Below are 17,458 nucleotides of genomic sequence, written 5' to 3' on the forward strand. Positions count from 1 at the left end.
CGCCCGTGAGGATCGCGGTCCTCAGGGAGCGACGCCCAGGCGAGCGCCGGGTTGCCTTGCTGCCTGAGCAACTACCCCGACTATTGCAGGCCGGCCTTGACGTCTCTGTCGAGCCCGAAGCCGGCGCCGAGGTCGGCGTGCCCGATGAGGCTTACCGGGCCGCCGGCGCCTACGTCGGCGACGACGTGCTCGAGGGCGCCGACATCGTGCTCTCGGTGCAACCGATCAACCTGGCCACGGCCCGCGCGCTCGGCGAGGACACCGTCACCATCTCCTTCCTGCCGACCGTGCAGGAGATGCCGCTTGTCCGGCGGTTCCGTGACCGCCGGATCACGGCGTTCTCGATGGATCTGGTGCCACGGACGTCCCGCGCCCAGACGATGGACGCGCTGTCGTCCATGGCGATGATCTCCGGCTACCGCGCGGCGATCGTCGCGGCCGAACGCCTGCCCCGCTTCTTCCCGCTCTTCATGACCGCGGCGGGCACGGTCCGGCCGGCGACGGTTCTGGTGTTGGGCGCCGGGGTCGCCGGTCTGCAGGCGATCGCCACCGCGCGCCGGCTCGGTGCCGTGGTGGAGGCCTACGACGTCCGCAAGAGCTCCGCTGAGGAGGTCGCGAGCCTGGGCGCGAAGTTCGTGGAGATCGACCTTCCGCCGCTGGAGGGCGAGGGTGGGTACGCGCGGGAGATGACGGAGGAGCGGTCCGTCAGGCAGCGGGAGCTCCTCATGCCGTACGTCGCGAACGCTGACGTCCTGATCACGACGGCGGCGGTCCCCGGACGGCCGGCTCCGCTGCTCGTAACCCCCGAGATGATCGGGCGGATGCGGCCGGGTTCGGTGGTCGTCGACCTGGTGGCCGACGTGGGCGGCAACGTCGCCGGCAGCGTGCCCGGGCAGGAGTTGTCGGTGAACGGCGTCCTCATCTGGGGCGGGCTGAACGTGCCGAGCCAGATGCCGGTGCCGGCGAGCCAACTCTACGGCCAGAACGTCGCCAACCTGCTCCTGCTCATGGTGCGCAACGGCCAGCTCCACCTCGACTTCGACGACGAGGTCCTGGCCGGCTGCTGCGTGACGCACGCGGGTGACGTCAAGCATCGATTGACACAGGATCTGCTCGGGGAGGTGGGCTGACGTGATTCAGGGCATCGCCCTGCTGACAATCTTCGTCCTCAGTGCCTTCACGGGGTACGAAGTCATCTCCAAGGTGTCGACGATCCTCCATACGCCGTTGATGTCCGGCGCCAACGCGATCCACGGCGTCATCCTGGTGGGAGCCGTGCTGGTCGCCGGCCAGGCCCGCACCTCACTCGAACTCTGGGTGGGCCTGATCGCCGTTTTCCTCGCGACCCTCAACATGGTGGGCGGTTTTGTGGTGACCGATCGGATGCTCGAGATGTTCCGCAGCCGGACGCCCGAGCGTCCTGAGAAGGCGGACCGTCATGGGTGAGGCCGCGGCGACGACGCCGGCCTGGATCCAGCTGGGATACCTCGTCGCGGCGGTCTGTTTCATCCTTGCGCTCAAGGCGTTGTCGTCTCCCCGGACAGCGCGGGTGGGCAACCTGATCGGCGCGGCCGGCGCGACGCTCGCGGTCCTGTTGACCTTCGTCGCCGCGCGTCCGCAGCATCTCTGGGCGATCCTCGGCGCGATCGCGCTGGGTGCCGTTGCCGGCGTGGTCGCCGCCCGGCGGGTGGTCATGACCGCGATGCCGCAGCTGGTCGCGATCTTCAACGGCGTCGGCGGTGCCGCCGCGGCCCTGGTCGCGCTGATCGAGGTGGGCGAACTCGGTAGCACGGGTACGGCGGCGCGGATCGCGACGGCGTTCACCGTGCTTGTCGGTGCGGTGAGCTTCTCTGGATCGGCCGTGACGTTCGGCAAGCTGCAGGCGCTCCTACCCGGCCGGCCGATCGTCGTACCCCAGGTTCGCTACGTCTACGGCGGCGCTCTGGTCGTCACGCTGGCGGCCGCGGTCGTGTTGATCCTCACCGGCTCGACGATCGTCGGGGTCATCCTCGCCGTCCTCGCGCTCGGGGTCGGCGTCCTGCTCGTGCTGCCGGTCGGCGGCGCCGACGTCCCCATCGTCATCTCGCTTCTGAACGCCTTCACCGGACTGTCGGTGGCGGCCAGCGGTTACCTCCTCGGCAACACGCTCCTGCTGGTGGCGGGCACCCTGGTCGGTGCGGCCGGCTCGCTCCTGACCCGGCTGATGGCGCAGGCGATGGGGCGCCGGGTCACCACGATCCTGTTCGGCGCGCTGCTCGGCACGTCCACGCAGGGCCGGACCGTCGAGAGCACCCGTCCGGTGAAGTCGGCGGGACCTGACGACATCGCGGTCCTGCTGGGGTACGCCCGCCGGGTGGTCGTCGTACCCGGATACGGCCTGGCCGTCGCGCAGGCTCAGCACGCGCTGAAGGAGTTGGCGGACGCGCTCGCCGCGCGCGGCATCGAGGTCGTGTACGCCATCCATCCGGTCGCCGGGCGGATGCCGGGCCACATGAACGTCCTGCTCGCCGAGGCCAACGTGCCTTATGAGCAGCTGGCGGAAATGGACGCGGTCAATCCGGAGTTCCCGGCTACCGACGTCGCCCTGGTCGTGGGTGCCAACGACGTGGTCAACCCGGCGGCCCGCAAGCCGTTCGGATCACCGATCGCGGGCATGCCGATCCTCGACGTCGATCAGGCCAAGGCGGTCGTGTTCCTGAAGCGGTCGATGCGGCCGGGCTTCGCGGGCATCGAGAACGACCTTCTCTACAACCCCAAGACGACGCTGCTCTTCGGTGATGCCAAGGAGTCCTTGACGAAGCTGGTGGCCGCGCTCAAAGCCGTCTGACCCCGCGCTCAAAGCCGTCTGACCCCGCGCTCAAAGCCGTCTGACCCCGCGCTCAAAGCCGTCTGGCCTCGGTGGGTGCGGATCTTTTGACCCGGATGCTGAGGTTGCCGGCGTTCGTCCAGTACGGCTCCACCAGGAGCTCGCCGGCTGTCCCGAGGGTGCGGCTGGCACACGGCGCCGCCGTTTCGTACAGGCTCGGGCGCCCGAGCCGGCGTTGCACGCCCCAGCCGCAGCTCTCGAGCCGCACGAAGCAGTCCCACGTACCAGCTTCGAGCGGCCGGCCGAGCTTGGCGGTCCGGGCGTCCAGCCTGGCGGTGGACTGCAGGACGATGCGTTCGGTGTCGCCCACCGTCTCCGGCACCAGGTGCGAGTTGGTCGGGAGGCGGTAGTCGCCCGCGTCGTCGCGGTTCTGGACGTAGAGATCCAGCCGGCTGTCGGCGATCAGCTCCGTCGCGTCGAGCGTTTCGCGCGGCAGCTTCGTCCGCAGCTGGACGGGGGGCTCCCAACGCAGGCGCGCCCCTACCCGCCGGAAGGCCACCGGCCGACCGTCGGCATAGCAGAGCCGGGCGCTCACCCGGACGACGAGCGCGTCCTCGTCCCAGTCGACGCGTTCCAGCGTGGGGACCACGGTGATTCGCTGTTCGGCGCGGGCCAGCCGGGTGATGTCGGCGTACGCACCAGACCGTAGGAGCTGCGCGCGGACCCGCATCGACAGCGGGAGCCAACGGTCGACGGCCGGCGCGAACCGTTCCCGGGCCAGCCGGCGTACCTCGCGGTACATCTGGTACCTGCTGCGGCGCACGGGCACGCCAAGGAACGACCGGCCACCGAGCAGGCGGATCATCTTGCCGTGGTACCAGTGGGCGTAGATCTGGTCCCGCTCCTCGCCGGGTTCGGTGTGCGCGTCGACGATGTCGAGGACGGCCCGCAGGGATCGGTAGTAGTCGCGGGCGTCGAACTTCCGGGCCGAATAGTGCGCGCGGCTCTCCCGCTTCACCCAGTGGCAGCACACCTCGTCCGCCAGCACACAGATGACCTTGGCGCGGAAGTACGCCTCGACCACGAGCCTGTGGTCCTCCAGCCAGACCGGCCCTTCGGCGAACCTCAGCTGGTGTCGCAGGAGAAACGCGGTACGAAACAGCTTGTGCGGCGTCAGGAAACTGAACAGGTTGTCCTTCAGGAGGTCCGCCGGCTCGCGGGACTCCCGGAAGAGACTCTTGGGTACGCCCCGGCCGCCGTGGCCCACAAGCTTGCCGATCACGATGTCGGCGCTGTTGCGGATCGCCATCGCGTACATGCGTTCCAGGGCCAACGGCGCGAGCCAGTCGTCGGGGTCGAGGAAGTAGACGTACTCGCCGTTGGAGACCTCGACGCCGATGTTGCGGGGCCGTCCCGGCCCGCCCGTGCGGGCCGCGTGGATCACCCGAATGTGGGAGTGCTGCTCGGCGAGGCGGTCGAGCCGCACGGGCGTCCCGTCGTCTGACCCGTCGTCGACGAAGAGCACTTCGTACTCGCCCGGCGACATCGACTGCCCGAGCAGCGATTCCAGGCAACTGTCCAGGCATGGTCCGGGGTTGTACACCGGAATGATGACGCTGACTTTCACACCCACAGGCGTGCCCCCATGGCTCCAGCATCGGCAGGTTGTCGCCTCGACAAACCTCTGATGACGAGGTTGCTGGAGTTTCGTGGTGGGGACGCCGAGGGGTCAACCCCTCCGAGGGGGTGTACGACCGGTCAGTCGACGACGCCGTACAGGCGGTCTCCCGCGTCGCCGAGCCCCGGAACGATGAACCCCTGGTCGTTCAGGTGCTCGTCCAGGCCGGCGGTGACGATGGTGACGGGTATGTCGATGGCGTTGAGGTGGGTCTCCAGGTGGGCGAGCCCTTCGGGCGCCGCGAGGAGGCAGACGGCGGTGATGTGGTCGGCGCCGCGCTCCACGAGGAAGTGGATGGCGTCGGCCAGGGTGCCGCCGGTGGCGAGCATGGGGTCGAGGACGAAGCACTGCCGCCCGGACAGGTCCTCGGGGATCCGTTGGGCGTACGTCGACGCCTTCAGCGTGTGCTCGTCGCGGATCATGCCGAGGAATCCGACCTCCGCGGTCGGCAGCAGCCGCACCATGCCCTCGAGCATGCCGAGGCCGGCACGCAGGATCGGGACGACCAGCGGCTTGGGCGTGGCCAGCTTCACGCCCTGCGTGGTGGCGACAGGGGTGCGCACCGTGACGGTCTCGACGCGCACGTCCCGGGTCGCTTCGTAGGCAAGCAGGGTGACGAGTTCGTCGGTCAGCCGGCGGAACGTCGGGGAGTCGGTGTCGGCGTTGCGCAGTGCCGTGAGCTTGTGTGCCACCAGTGGATGGTCGGCCACGTGAATCCGCATGGGCGAGACCTTAGTGAGTGAGCGGGACGGGAGCTGCGGGTCTGGCACCGCGCCGGCATCTTCCCACCCGCGTGTGACGTTCAAGTGTCACAGAGCGACCGAAAGTGGTCCGCCGTGGGGTTGATCATGAAGTGCGAGGAGCGCCACCTTAGGAGGTATACGGGGGATTGGTCTGGAAACTACCAGGATTCGTCCCGGCAGGAGTCGAGCTCATGGCGAAGCGGCGGCACCACAGTAAGCGGACCCAACCCTCACCGGCGCCGTCGTCGGGCGCGCCGTCGTCACGTGTGACCGACGCGTCTGCGCTGTCGTCGCGGGCCGCTGACCCGCCGGTGCCCGAGCCGGTCGAGTCCCAGGCCGAACGCCTCCGGCGGCGGCGGGACTTCCTCCGCGATCTCGCCGAGGCGAAGGAACTGCGGGCCCGCGTGCAGCCCCGGCGCACCCGCCTCGCCCGCATCCGCGACGCCGTCCGCCGGTCCACCTACCGAGCGTGCTAGCGCCCGCCCGGAATGACCACGTATACGTGGCGAGTACCCGCCTCACGTGGCATCGGCACCGTGCAAGGCATGCAATGACCACGTATACGTGATCATTCCAAGCCGGAACGGCCAGGTCAGGCCGAGGAAAGGCGGTCAAAAATGCGGTGCTGAGCGGGTCTTGTCTGTCACCATTCCTCCATGGCCGAGGAGAGCAGCGCGGTCGACTTCGCCGTCGTCGCCTACCTCGAAGAGGGTTGCTGGCGAGTCGAGTCGCTCGCGAGCACTGCCGCGCGCGATCTCGACACGTTGATCCAGACCCTGCGCAGACAGCCCGGCGACCGGGGAGCCATCGGGTTCGTCTCCGTGGACGACGACTTCTTCGTACTCGTCCGCGTCGAAGGCATCGACGTCCGGTACCTTCTGTCCGACGTGACGGCCGCGACCGAATGGCCGCTCGCTCGCGAGGTCCTCGATGAGCTCGCTCTTCCTGTGCCCGACGAAGAGGATGAGGACCGTGCGCAGCCGGCTGGTGACCTGACGATCGTCGCCGACCTCGGAATGGCCGCGATGGACATGGGTGCCCTCTGCGATGACCTCGAGCTGTACCCCGACGAGATGCTCACCAAGATCGCTCAGCGGCTCGGTTGTGGCGCCGCGTTCCAGCATGCGGTCGAGGCGGCGTTCAACTGACTCCGATCGGGTACACCGCTGCGATCGTGGGCACAGGGCTGGGGTGACCCGACGAGCAAGACGAGGTCCCGCGGCGTCCCCGCGCGTGACCTCCCAACCCACTGATGTCGAAGGAATGGTGTGCGGTGTCCTACTTCGCGGCGGCGTTCGCCCGCAGTGGTGGCGACTGGCTGGGAAGCGAGATCGATCTCGATGACGTCGAGACCGTCGAGGAGGTGGCCGGCGCGGCCTCCCAGGTCGAGTCCGATGGCGGGCTCGTGATCGTTCTGGTGGAGGAGGAGGACTGGTTCGGCGTAATCCGTGTCGAGCCGGACGACGAGCCCAGGGTGTACGTCTCGGACGCCGCTGAGACGGTGCGGTCGGTGATCGGTACGGCGCTGCTCAGCGAGCTCGCCGAGGAGTACGCCCAGGTGGGCGAAGAGGACGAGGACGAGGCGGCACCGCCGGTCCTGCCCGCGGAGCCACTCGGCGAGCCGGGTGTTCTCGACGACCTCGGTGTGTCGGCGGACGAGCTCAACCGGCTGGCGGCGGCGATCGGTACGTCCCCGGCCGACGCCGTGACCGCGATCGCCGAGCGGCTCGGGTGCGTCGACGCCCTCGAGGCGGTCCGCTGAACGCCGCCGGCGGGGCCCCGGGCGGGTCGGAGTCCGCCGGCCGGTGGGAAGGGCCGATGCGGGACGCCCTCGACGAGGCCACCCTCGCCACCCGCACCAGCGACGTACCCGTCGGCTGCGTCCTCCTCGACGCCGACGGCGAGGTCCTCAGCCGGGGCCGCAACGCCCGGGAGGCCACCGCGGACCCGACCGCCCACGCGGAGGTCCTCGCGATCCGTGCGGCGGCCGCGGCTCGCGGGACGTGGCGGCTGGACGGCTGCACGCTGGTCGTGACGCTCGAACCCTGCACCATGTGCGCGGGCGCGCTCGTCCTCGCCCGGGTCGCGCGGGTGGTCTTCGGTGCGTACGACGACAAGGCTGGCGCCGTCGGCTCGCTCTGGGACGTCGTACGCGACCGGCGGCTCAACCACCGTCCTGAGGTGGTGGGCGGTGTGCTCGCGGAGGAGTGCGGGGCGTTGCTGCGCGAGTTCTTCGCCGCGCAGCGCCGATCCGGCTGACCTTCGGGCGACCGCTGACCGGGGCGCTGGCGCGGGCGTACGCCGGATCTTTGGGCATAGCGGGTGTGGGCCGCCGGCACGGCTCCGGTAACCTACCCGGCGGTGGCGTGTCCGAGCGGCCTAAGGAGCACGCCTCGAAAGCGTGTGAGGGGCAACCCTCCGAGGGTTCAAATCCCTCCGCCACCGCGTCACACGTAGGGCCCGGGCACGACTACCTGTCGTGCCCGGGCCCTGCTTTTGATGATCGCCCGGCGTGGTAGGGATCTAAGCGTGACGATCGCGCAGCTCGATCAGTTCCTGCTTTTCGGAGCGATAGTGCTGCTGCTCGCCGTCCTCGCGGTCCGCGCGTCCGTCCGCTTCGGCCTGCCCAGCCTGTTGATCTACCTCGCGATGGGCATCGCCCTCGGTGAGAACGGCCTCGGCGTTCGCTTCGAGAACGCCGAACTCGCCCACGGGTTGGGGTTCGCCGCGCTGGTCATCATCCTCGCCGAAGGCGGTCTCACCACCCGATGGTCGGAGGTACGCGGGTCGGTGCTGCCCGGCCTGGTCCTCGCGACCGTAGGCGTCCTGGTGAGCATCACCGTCGTCGCGGTGATCGTGCACGCGGTGCTGGGCTTTGACTGGCGGCTGGCGTTCCTGCTCGGTGCCGTCACCTCACCCACCGACGCGGCCGCGGTGTTCTCCGTCCTGCGCAAGGTACCCCTGCCGCGCCGCCTGTCCGGTCTGCTCGAGGCGGAGTCCGGTCTGAACGACGCACCCACGGTGCTGCTGGTCACCGTGCTCAGCTCGTCGGCGTTCGGTAAGGAGAGCGCCGCGGTGATCGCCGGAATGATCGTGTTCCAGCTCGTACTGGGCACCGTCCTGGGCTTCGTGATCGGCTGGGGAGGCGCGTGGCTGCTCCGCCGGGTCGCGCTGCCGGCGTCCGGCCTCTACCCGCTCGCGATCGTGGCGTTCGCGGTGCTGGCGTACGCCGCCTCGGCCACCGCGCACGCGAGTGGGTTCGCCGCCGTCTACGTCGCGTCGCTCCTGCTCGGCAACGCCGAACTCCCGCACCGACCGACAGTCCGGTCGTTCATCGAAGGGCTGGCCTGGCTCGCACAGATCGGGCTGTTCGTGATGCTCGGGTTGCTGGCCTGGCCGGCCCCGCTCGGGCCGTACGACATCCTGGCCGGCCTCGTGGCGGGGGTCGCGCTGACCTTCTTCGCCCGGCCGGTCTCGGTGTTCGTGTCGATGCTGCCGTTCCGGATGCCGGTGCTGGAGCAACTGTTCCTTGCCTGGGCGGGGCTGCGTGGTGCGGTGCCGATCGTGCTCGCCACCGTCCCGCTGGCGGCCGGCCTGCGCGGTGCCGGCCAGCTCTTCAACATCGTCTTCGTCCTCGTGTCCGTTTTCACCCTGGTCCAGGGGCCAACGCTGCCGTGGGTGGCGAAGCTACTCAGGGTGGGAGGCGGCGATGAGGTCCGCGACCTGGAGATCGAGACGGCACCGCTGGGGCGGCTCGAGGCGGACCTGCTCGAGATCAGGATCCTGCCGACCTCAAGGCTCGCGGGGGTTGAGGTGGGGGAGCTGAGGTTGCCGCCGGGAGCCTCGGTCGCGCTGGTGGTCAGGGACGGCCGCAGCCTCGTGCCGGGAAGCACCACCGTCCTTCGGGTCGACGACGACCTGCTGGTGGTCGCGCCGCGCCGGATCCGGGACGCCACCGAACGCCGGTTGCGGGCGGTCAGCAGGTTCGGGCGGCTGGCCAGCTGGCTCGAACGGCGGTCGTGAGGCGGGCCTGTCCGCGGCGGCGCGCCGCCGCGGACAGGCCCGACCGCTCAGCCGCGGACCGGCGTCGGTGTGGCGGTCACGCAGATGGGAACCGGCGTGTCGACGTCCATCGCCGAGGGTGCCTTGTCGACCAGGCCGTGGAAGTCGGCGCCGATGATCAGGTCCACGCTCACGTCGCTGCGGCCGTCGGCCTCGATCTTCTCGCCGCTGAACTGCCGGGCGAGCAGGATGACCTCGGGAGCGTTCTTGGCCCGGCCGCGGATCTCGACGACGGCGACCTTGGCGCCCTTGGGTGCGTTGCCGACCTTGCGGACGGTGAACCCGCGCTGGCGCAGCTCGGCCGCGGTGCGGTCGGCGAGGCCGGCGACCCGGCCGGCGTTGTAGACGTTGATGGCGACTGTCTGGGCGGTGATTCGCTGCTTGGCGTTCGGGCCCGGCGTCGAGCAGACCTGGGTCGGCCCAGGTGCGGGCGCGACGTTGAGCACGGAGTCCCAGCCGTACCACGCCGCGCCCGAGACGATGCCGACCAGGACGAGGAGGGTGAGCGGACCGCGGATGCGTCGTCGCCGCCGGCGGAGGTACCGCTCCCCAGTGTCCTCATCCCATGTCGCCATGGGTACCCCTTCCCCGCGCGTCCTTCTGTCAGCCCTTGAGACGGAGCACCCGTGCGTGCAGCACCATGCGCTGGTGCAGGGCCGCACGGAGCGCTCGATGCAGGCCGTCCTCGAGATACAACTCGTCTTGATATTCGACCACGTGGGCAAACAAATCGCCGTAATACGTGGAGTCCTCAGCAAGCAACGTGTCGAGGTCGAGGTTGCGTTTGGTGGTGACCAATTGGTCGAGCCGGATGGGGCGCGGGGGCAGCTTGGCCCACTCACGCTGGGTCGTTCCGTGGTCGGGATACGGGCGTCCGTCACCGACTCGCTTGAAGATCACGCTTCGGCAGTGTAGTCGGGACTGCGTACTGTGGTCGGCCGTAAGCGGAGAGCAGGCCTGAATCGGATGGCCTGATCTTGTGCCGGGGTAAAGGGCCGGTGGAGGGTGGGGACGTGAAGAAGATCATCAATGATCCGGCGAATGTCGTCGAGGAGGCGCTCGCCGGCATGGCCGCCGCGCACGCCGACCTGATCAACGTTCACGTCGACCCGCACTACATCGTTCGCAAGGACGCGCCGCGCCCCGGCAAGGTCGGCATCGTGTCCGGTGGGGGCAGCGGTCACGAGCCCCTGCACGGGGGGTTCGTGGGAATGGGGATGCTGGACGCGGCCTGCCCGGGTGCGGTGTTCACGTCGCCGACGCCGGACCCCGTCTACGAGGCCACGAAGGCCGTCGACGGCGGTGCCGGCGTTCTCTACATCGTGAAGAACTACACCGGCGACGTCCTCAACTTCGAGACCGCCGCCGAGCTGGCGATGGCCGACGGTATCGAGGTGGAGTCGGTGATCATCGACGACGACGTGGCGGTGAGGGACAGCCTCTACACCGCCGGCCGTCGCGGGGTGGGCGGGACGGTCCTCGCCGAGAAGATCGTCGGTGCCGCCGCCGAACGCGGTGACGGACTCGCCGAGGTCAAGGCCCTGTGCGAGCGGGTCAACGCCAACGTCCGCAGCATGGGCATGGCACTCAACCCCTGCACCGTGCCGCACGCTGGCCGGCCGACGTTCGAGCTGGGCGAGAACGAGATGGAGATCGGCATCGGCATCCACGGCGAGCCTGGCCGGGAACGCCTCCCGCTCGAACCCGCGAACGCGATCGTCGAGCGCCTGCTGGCGCCTGTCGTCGAGGACCTGCCGTTCGACGCGGGCGACCGGACGCTGCTGTTCGTCAACGGCATGGGTGGTACGCCGCTGATCGAGCTCTACCTCGCGTATGCCCACGCCGAGAAGGTCCTCACCCAGCGCGGCATCACCGTCGAGCGCCGGCTGGTCGGCAACTTCATCACCTCCCTGGAGATGCAGGGCATGTCGATCACCCTTCTCCGGGTCGACGACGAGCTGATCGAGCTGTGGGACGCGCCCGTCCACACCCCCGCGCTGCGCTGGCGGGCCTGAGCCATCCCTTCGGCTACGGCGGCCACCCAAATGATCACGTATACGTGGTCACTACCTGCCTCGCGTGGCATGGACACCATGTGAGGCATGCAATGACCACGTATACGTGGTCATTGCCGCCGGCTCTACCGAACGTGGTCCGTGGGACGTCGCTCTCGCCGGACCGTAACAACGCCCAGCGGTCGCAGCCACAGCAACGCGAACAACGCCAGCCACCTGGGCGCATCCAGCCGCGCGGGGGCAGGATGGGCGCATGCCGGTGACGACACAGGACCTGGTCGCGATGGTGGAGAGGTACGCCGAGGTGGTGGCCGCCAACCGCACCTACCTCATCGACCTCGACGCGGCGATCGGTGACGCCGACCATGGCGAGAACCTCAACCGCGGGATGAAGGCCGCGACCGCGAACCTCGCCGACGGTGCGGCCCGCACACCGTCGGAGGTTCTGCGTACCGTCGCCACCGCGCTGATCTCCAAGGTGGGCGGCGCGGCTGGCCCGTTGTACGGCACGGCGTTCCTGCGCGCCAGCACCGCGGTCAAGGACAAGCCGGAGCTGGCGGTCGCCGACGTCGCGGCGGCGATCCGGGCCGGGCTGGAAGGCGTGGTTGCCCGCGGCAAGGCCGAGCCCGGCGACAAGACGATGGTCGACGCCTGGGGTCCGGCGGCCGATGCGGCCGAAGCCGCGCTCGCCAACGGTGGCGGGGTGACCCAGAGCCTCGTCGCGGCCGCGGAGGCGGCGGAGAACGGCATGCGCGCCACCATCCCCCTCGTCGCACGCAAGGGCCGGGCCAGCTACCTCGGTGAACGCAGCGCGGGGCACCAGGACCCCGGCGCGACGTCGACCGCGCTGCTGTTCCGGGCGATGGCCGACCTCGCGACCGGCAAGGCGGCGCCTGACCAGCCATGACCGTCGGACTTGTCCTCGTCTCGCACGTCGCGGAACTCGCGGACGGTGTACGCGCCCTCGCGGCCCAGATGGCGCCGGACGTCGCGATCGTCGCCGCCGGAGGCGCCGACGACGGCGAGATCGGGACCAGCTTCGAGAAGGTGCTGGCGGGGGTCCTGGCCATCGACGACGGTGCCGGCGTCGCGGTGTTGTACGACCTCGGCAGCGCCCAGATGACGGCCGAGCTCGTGCTGGAGACGCTCGATCCCGAGCAGGCGCAGCGGATCAGGATCGCCGACGCCCCGTTGGTCGAGGGGGCACTGGCCGCCGCGACCACCGCTGCCGGCGGTGCCGATCTGACCGCCGTCGTCGCCGCCGCGGAAGGTGCCCTCGCGTCGGTGCCGGCACCTGTACCCGCTGAGCCATCTGGCGGGGGCCGGGTCACGGTGACCGCCGTCCTGCTTAACCCGGCTGGCCTGCACGCCCGCCCCGCCGCGCGGCTCGCGCAGCTGGTCAACGGCTTCGACGCGCGGGTCATGGTCGGCCGGCCCGGCCACCCGGGCGTCAGCGCGGAGAGCGTCCTGGGGGTCGTCGCGCAGGGGATCCGGGTCCACGGCGAGGTCGAGATCACGGCGACCGGCCCGGAGGCTCGGCCAGCGATCGACGCCGTACTCGAGCTCGTCCAGAAGGGCTTCGACGAACTCGATCAGCCGCCGGAAGAAGCGTGGGTTCCGCCCGCGGAGCTGGCCAGCACGACCTCTGAACCCGGCGTACTCCGTGGGTTCGCGGCAGCCCCAGGCATCGCCGTCGGGAGGGTACGCCGGCTGCGGCGGACCGAGCCAGCGCTCCCGGACCGCTCGGGTGTCGAACCAGCGGTCGAGCGGAGGCGTCTGGACACCGCGCTCGGTCAGGTCAGCAGGGAACTCGGGGCACAGGCCGCGGTCGGAGGGCCGGGTGCTGCGATCGCCGGTGCGCATCAAGCGATGCTGGACGACCCGGACCTGCGGCGGAGGGCGGAGGCGCGGATCGATGCCGGCTCCGCGGCGGAGGCCGCCTGGTGGCAGAGCGTCCAGGAGGCGCGGGAGCTGCTGGCCGGTGGGGAGGGTTACGTCGCAGAACGCGGCATCGACGTCGAGGATGTCGGCCGGGCGGTCCTCGGAGCTCTCGGCGTGGACGTCCGGGCCGCGGTGCGACCAGAGGACCTACCGGACGCGGTGGTCGTCGCGGAAGAGCTGTTGCCGTCCGACGTGACGGCGTTGTTCGAAGCGGGCGTACGCGGGGTCGCGCTCGCCCGTGGTGGCCGGACCGCGCACGCGGCCATCATCGCTCGTGGGCTGGAACTCCCGCTGGTGGTGCGCCTTGGCCGGTCCGTTCTCGACGTCGACGAGGGGACCCACGTGATCCTGGACGCGGATGCGGGCGTACTCCAGATCGATCCGCCCGGCTCGGTGCGGTTCGCGGCGAAGCGGCATGCCCAGCAGCTCGCCGCCGAACGCGAGCGCGCCCGGGCGGCCGCCGCGGACACCGTGATCATCACCGACAGTCGGCAGGTGCTGATCGCCGCGAACGTCGGAAGCCTGGCGGAGGCCCGCCGCGCCGTGTCGGTAGGCGCCGACGGCGTGGGTTTGCTGCGGACCGAGTTGCTGTACGTCGACCGGCCGAAGCTGCCGGGCGAGGAGGAGCAGGTCGCCGAGTTGAGCGCGATCCTGGACGTTCTCGGAGAGCGGCCGGTGACGATCAGGACACTGGACGTGGGTGGCGACAAGCTCCTGCCTGGGTTACGGCTCGATCCGTGGCGGAACGGTCCGCTCGGTGAACGCGGGCTGCGGTACGCGTTGGCTCACCCGGAGGTGTTGCGTACCCAACTCCGGGCGATCCTGCGCGCGGCGCACGGGCGGCCCGGCGAAGTCTGGGTGATGGCGCCGATGGTGACGGTGGCCGCCGAGGCGCGGGAGTTCCGGACGGCGGTGGAGGCCGCCGCGGCTGAGCTGGAGCGGGAGAGCGTGCCGTACGCCCGGCCGGACCGGATCGGGGTCATGGTCGAGGTACCCGCGGCCGCGCTGGCTGCCGACGAGATCTGTGCCGCCGTCGACTTCGTGAGCGTTGGGAGCAACGACCTGGCGCAGTACGTCATGGCCGCCGAACGCACCAACGACAGCGTGGCGCATCTCTACCAGCCCGACCATCCGGCTCTGTGGCGGGTGTTCGAGCTGCTCATGCGGGCAGCCAGGGAGGCGGGATGCGAGGTCGCGGTGTGCGGCGAGATCGCGGGCGACCCGTCAGCCGCCGTACGCCTGGTGGAGCTGGGCGCCGCCGAGCTGTCGATGACCCCCGCCTCCATCCCGGCTGTCAAGGCAGCCTTGCGTCAGGCGTCCCGCTAGCCGCTAGCCGTTGTAGGGCGGGGGAGGTCCGGCCGCCGAGCCCGCCGTCTGGAGTGCCTGCGGGTGCCGCATCGTCTGCGCCCGGGTGAACCGCACGGTGTCCACCAGTTCGGTGTGCCACTGGCCGGTGTCCGGTGAAGATGCGCCACGGGCCAGCCGGTCGTTGAGGAACGCGAGTTCGGTGACCGCGGCGTGGTAGGCCGAGAGTGCCTTCGCGGCGTCCGGTCCCCACTGCCGTTTGACCGCGCTCCGCCAGCCGCGCCGGCCGGGCAGGCTCGCCAGCAGGCGTACCTCCTCGGGCGCGATGAGGCCGTACGCGACGAACGACGGCAGCTGCGTGGCCACGATCCGCTGCTCGCGCCGCCGCTGCCAGACGACGACCAGCGCCATGGCGACGAAGAGCGGCACCATCACCAGCAGGTAGACGATGAAGAAGCCGGTGCCGCCGAGCAGGGCGGCCGAGCCGTTCCAGAGCCCGTGCAGGAAAACCGCCCCCAGGTAGCCGGCCACGGGAAGGAGGAACCTCGCCGGGCTCTTGCTGCGGACCATCGCGCCGACCGCCAGCCCGGTCATCGAGGTGAAGAGCGGATGGGCGAACGGCGAGAGCACGCAGCGCAGGCCGAAGAGCACGATGCCGCCGTGCAGGCCACCCTCGGAGATCGCGGTGCCCAGATAAAGGATGTTCTCGGTGAAGGCGAAGCCGATGCCGACGATTCCCGCGTAGACGATGCCGTCGACGATCCCGTCAAGCTCCCGTCGCCGGATCGCGAGCAGCACCAGAAGGAACGCTCCCTTGAACGCCTCCTCGACGAAGGGCGCTGTCACCACCGTGCCGAGCAGGTCGCCGACGTGGGTGCCGACCACCGCGGTCCAGGCATGGTTGAGCACCAGACTGCCGACCGCTGCGGCCAGTGTCGCGACCCCGGCGCCCCACAGGAACGCCATGAGCAGAAGCCGGCCGGGCTCGGGTTCCCAACGATCGATCCACAGGAAGACCGCGACGACCGGCACAACCGGGACGAACGCGAAGAACGTCGCGAGCACGGCGGGGGCCGGCCCGGCGCCGAGCACGGTGAGCCCGAACAGCGGGAGGATCAGGGCGGCCATGAGTACGAGGACGCCGACGGGGACGAGTACGCGGCGGCGGTGGCGGGCGGCCCACGGCTGGTGCGGCGCTGGCGGGACGGCGCCTGGGGGGTACGCCGCCGGCTGTCCCGCTGGGCCGGGCTGTCCCGCTGGGCCGGGTTGTCCCGCCCAGCCCGGCTGGCCAGTCCAGCTCGGCTGGCCCGGCTGACCGTGCGGTGGCCCGGATGGGCCGCCGGGGGCGGGCGGCGGCGGAAACGCACTCATGCGGAGACAGCCTAGGAGGTCCCGCTGACAGGGCCGATCCGGACCTGGAGCCGTCGCGAAGATCCGCGAAGCACGACGCCCGGCATAGCTGCTGGCTTCACTTGCCGACCTCTGGTCCGTACCACTGTAGAGACTGTCCAGTGACGGCCGCGATGCACTCGAAGTCACGGTCACGGTGCAGCAGTGTCAGGCCCTGGAGTTCGGCCGTCGCCGCAACTACCAAGTCCACGACGCCAGCGCTCCGATGCTGCCCGCGCTTGGTGAGGACTTCCTGCACATGCCAGGCGCGGGTGTAGGCCCTGTCATCAACAGGTATCCATCCGAACAGCAGTTGCAGGTCCTCGATACCTTGCGCACGATCCGCTGCGGAGCGGGCGCTGTAGAAGAACTCAAGCTCTGTGATCGGACATGTCGCGATCAGCCCGGCCGCTGCGGCCTGGTCCCAGCCGAACTGCTCAGCATCACGACGCATGAATCGCGCGAGCGCACTTGTGTCGATCAGGAACTGGGCCGCATTCACCGACGGTAGTTTCTCTTGTCTTCGAAGATTTCCAGGTCGAAGGCGCCTTCAGCGGCCGCTGTTCGCAGCCGAGTGAGCGCCAAAGCGCGCCGCCGACCCGCTAGGACTTCGCGGAGAGCGGTGTTGACCGTCTCCTTCTTTGTGGTGGTCCCCAGTGCTTTGGCGACATCGGCGACGAGGTCGTCGTCCAGGTCGATTACCGTTCGAGTCACCGTATGCCTCCTGCGATATCAAGCGACGTGACGAATATACATCGCAAGATGTCTTCGAGGATGGGGAGCGCAAGGCCGCGTGCAACGAACCAATATCTGGCGGTTTGGCGATGATCAGATGATCGAGTGGATGTCGAGTGCGAGGAGCTCCCGGAACGCTCGGTCTCCGCTCGGCGTGATCCGGAGTGCCCGCCCAGAGCCGATGCGCTCCACCCACTGCCGTTCGAAGGCGGTCCGGCACAGCGCCGCTCCGGCGGCCCCGCCCAGGTGCGTACGGCGTTCCGTCCAGTCCAGGCAGCTGCGGACCACCGGTCGCGACCTCCTCCGGGCGGGCAGGGAGACACCCAGGTCGGCGAACCATTCCAGGCCGCGTTCGCTGACCGAGAGTCCGTTGCGGTCGACGACGAGCCCGAGGTTCAGCAGAGCGTCGCTGACGACCACACCCAGGTGGCCCGCGAGGTGGTCGTAGCAGGTTCGGGCCCGCGCCTCGGCGCTCATCCTGGTCGACTCGCGCAGGGTCTGAGGGCTCGGTGTGGACGGAGAGAACGACGCCAGATCCTCGAGCAGGTCAGCCACGGCCGGCCCGGCCAGCCGGACATAGCGGTGCCGGCCCTGGCGTACCTCTGTCAGGAGGCCACCGGCGGTCAGGCGGGACAGATGCTCACTCGCGGTGGACTGCGAGACGCCCGCATGCCGGGCGAGTTCGCCCGCGGTCCAGGCGCGACCGTCGAGCAGGGCCAGGCAGAACGCGGCCCTGGTCTGGTCGGCGAGCAGCCCGGCGATCTGGACCAGCGACATGCCGCCA

Annotated in this window: 19 protein-coding genes and 1 tRNA gene; 12 read left to right on the forward strand and 8 right to left on the reverse strand. The window is 70.0% G+C overall.

From position 1 onward, the window contains the following. Positions 1-5: 5 nt before the first annotated feature. From B141_RS0109255 to B141_RS0109265, 3 genes are read left to right on the forward strand one after another with little or no spacing between them, the layout of a single operon-like run. Positions 6-1,130 carry an NAD(P) transhydrogenase subunit alpha gene (locus B141_RS0109255; RefSeq protein WP_026257046.1) on the forward strand — a complete coding sequence of 375 codons (1,125 nt, stop codon included), beginning with the start codon at positions 6-8 and terminating at the stop codon, positions 1,128-1,130. 1 nt (position 1,131) lies between these two features. Next, positions 1,132-1,446: an NAD(P) transhydrogenase subunit alpha part 2 gene (locus B141_RS0109260; RefSeq protein WP_020574879.1), complete on the forward strand. Its 315-nt coding sequence runs from the start codon at positions 1,132-1,134 to the stop codon at positions 1,444-1,446. After that, positions 1,439-2,827, forward strand: coding sequence for an NAD(P)(+) transhydrogenase (Re/Si-specific) subunit beta (locus tag B141_RS0109265; protein ID WP_020574880.1), 1,389 nt, complete (start codon positions 1,439-1,441; stop codon positions 2,825-2,827). The genes B141_RS0109260 and B141_RS0109265 overlap by 8 nt, the downstream gene beginning before the upstream one ends. A 52-nt stretch (positions 2,828-2,879) precedes the next feature. On the opposite strand, the gene B141_RS39765 is transcribed toward B141_RS0109265, so the two are convergent. Further along, a complete protein-coding gene (locus B141_RS39765; RefSeq protein ID WP_169512916.1) occupies positions 2,880-4,433 on the reverse strand; it encodes a glycosyltransferase family 2 protein in 1,554 nt (517 codons plus the stop codon). Between the two features lie 131 nt (positions 4,434-4,564). Next, a complete protein-coding gene (gene upp, locus B141_RS0109275) occupies positions 4,565-5,206 on the reverse strand; it encodes a uracil phosphoribosyltransferase (protein ID WP_020574882.1) in 642 nt (213 codons plus the stop codon). Between the two features lie 287 nt (positions 5,207-5,493). Between upp and B141_RS0109280 the strand changes: the two genes are divergently transcribed. From B141_RS0109280 to B141_RS0109305, 6 genes are all read left to right on the forward strand, one after another. After that, a complete protein-coding gene (locus tag B141_RS0109280; RefSeq protein ID WP_202805712.1) occupies positions 5,494-5,703 on the forward strand; it encodes a hypothetical protein in 210 nt (69 codons plus the stop codon). 180 nt (positions 5,704-5,883) lie between these two features. Continuing rightward, positions 5,884-6,375, forward strand: a complete 492-nt coding sequence (locus B141_RS0109285; RefSeq protein ID WP_020574884.1) for a tRNA adenosine deaminase-associated protein — start codon at positions 5,884-5,886, stop codon at positions 6,373-6,375. A 104-nt stretch (positions 6,376-6,479) separates the two neighbouring features. After that, positions 6,480-6,989, forward strand: coding sequence for a tRNA adenosine deaminase-associated protein (locus B141_RS0109290; RefSeq protein ID WP_040420810.1), 510 nt, complete (start codon positions 6,480-6,482; stop codon positions 6,987-6,989). 56 nt (positions 6,990-7,045) lie between these two features. Next, a complete protein-coding gene (tadA, locus tag B141_RS0109295; protein WP_020574886.1) occupies positions 7,046-7,486 on the forward strand; it encodes a tRNA adenosine(34) deaminase TadA in 441 nt (146 codons plus the stop codon). A 101-nt stretch (positions 7,487-7,587) separates the two neighbouring features. After that, positions 7,588-7,672, forward strand: a tRNA-Ser gene (locus B141_RS0109300). A gap of 84 nt (positions 7,673-7,756) precedes the next feature. Continuing rightward, positions 7,757-9,250, forward strand: coding sequence for a potassium/proton antiporter (locus tag B141_RS0109305; RefSeq protein ID WP_020574887.1), 1,494 nt, complete (start codon positions 7,757-7,759; stop codon positions 9,248-9,250). 47 nt (positions 9,251-9,297) lie between these two features. On the opposite strand, the gene B141_RS39770 is transcribed toward B141_RS0109305, so the two are convergent. Next, positions 9,298-9,864 (reverse strand): LytR C-terminal domain-containing protein, encoded by a 567-nt coding sequence (locus B141_RS39770; protein ID WP_020574888.1) that lies wholly within the window; start codon positions 9,862-9,864, stop codon positions 9,298-9,300. 28 nt (positions 9,865-9,892) lie between these two features. Continuing rightward, positions 9,893-10,189 carry a type II toxin-antitoxin system VapB family antitoxin gene (locus tag B141_RS0109315; RefSeq protein WP_020574889.1) on the reverse strand — a complete coding sequence of 99 codons (297 nt, stop codon included), beginning with the start codon at positions 10,187-10,189 and terminating at the stop codon, positions 9,893-9,895. A gap of 113 nt (positions 10,190-10,302) precedes the next feature. Between B141_RS0109315 and dhaK the strand changes: the two genes are divergently transcribed. The 3 genes from dhaK (at position 10,303) to ptsP (ending at position 14,571) form a co-directional block, all read left to right on the forward strand. Next, positions 10,303-11,304, forward strand: coding sequence for a dihydroxyacetone kinase subunit DhaK (gene dhaK, locus B141_RS0109320; protein WP_020574890.1), 1,002 nt, complete (start codon positions 10,303-10,305; stop codon positions 11,302-11,304). A gap of 253 nt (positions 11,305-11,557) precedes the next feature. Next, complete coding sequence (gene dhaL, locus B141_RS0109325; RefSeq protein ID WP_020574891.1) at positions 11,558-12,211, forward strand: dihydroxyacetone kinase subunit DhaL; 654 nt, start codon at positions 11,558-11,560, stop codon at positions 12,209-12,211. Continuing rightward, positions 12,208-14,571 (forward strand): phosphoenolpyruvate--protein phosphotransferase, encoded by a 2,364-nt coding sequence (ptsP, locus tag B141_RS39775; RefSeq protein ID WP_020574892.1) that lies wholly within the window; start codon positions 12,208-12,210, stop codon positions 14,569-14,571. Before dhaL ends, ptsP begins: the two co-directional genes overlap by 4 nt. Before the next feature lie 3 nt (positions 14,572-14,574). Here the strand turns inward: ptsP and B141_RS0109335 are convergent, their stop codons facing one another. The 4 genes from B141_RS0109335 to B141_RS0109350 form a co-directional block, all read right to left on the reverse strand. Then, positions 14,575-15,921, reverse strand: coding sequence for a PrsW family intramembrane metalloprotease (locus tag B141_RS0109335; protein ID WP_157180898.1), 1,347 nt, complete (start codon positions 15,919-15,921; stop codon positions 14,575-14,577). Between the two features lie 97 nt (positions 15,922-16,018). Beyond that, the gene (locus B141_RS0109340; RefSeq protein ID WP_020574894.1) at positions 16,019-16,441 is read right to left on the reverse strand and encodes a PIN domain nuclease; all 423 of its coding nucleotides are present in this window, start codon (positions 16,439-16,441) and stop codon (positions 16,019-16,021) included. Then, a complete protein-coding gene (locus B141_RS0109345; RefSeq protein ID WP_020574895.1) occupies positions 16,438-16,653 on the reverse strand; it encodes a type II toxin-antitoxin system VapB family antitoxin in 216 nt (71 codons plus the stop codon). The genes B141_RS0109340 and B141_RS0109345 overlap by 4 nt, the downstream gene beginning before the upstream one ends. A 114-nt stretch (positions 16,654-16,767) precedes the next feature. Beyond that, complete coding sequence (locus B141_RS0109350) at positions 16,768-17,451, reverse strand: ArsR/SmtB family transcription factor (protein WP_020574896.1); 684 nt, start codon at positions 17,449-17,451, stop codon at positions 16,768-16,770. Between the last annotated feature and the right edge of the window lie 7 nt (positions 17,452-17,458).

This window comes from Actinopolymorpha alba DSM 45243 (assembly GCF_000373925.1).
GTDB lineage: Bacteria > Actinomycetota > Actinomycetes > Propionibacteriales > Actinopolymorphaceae > Actinopolymorpha > Actinopolymorpha alba.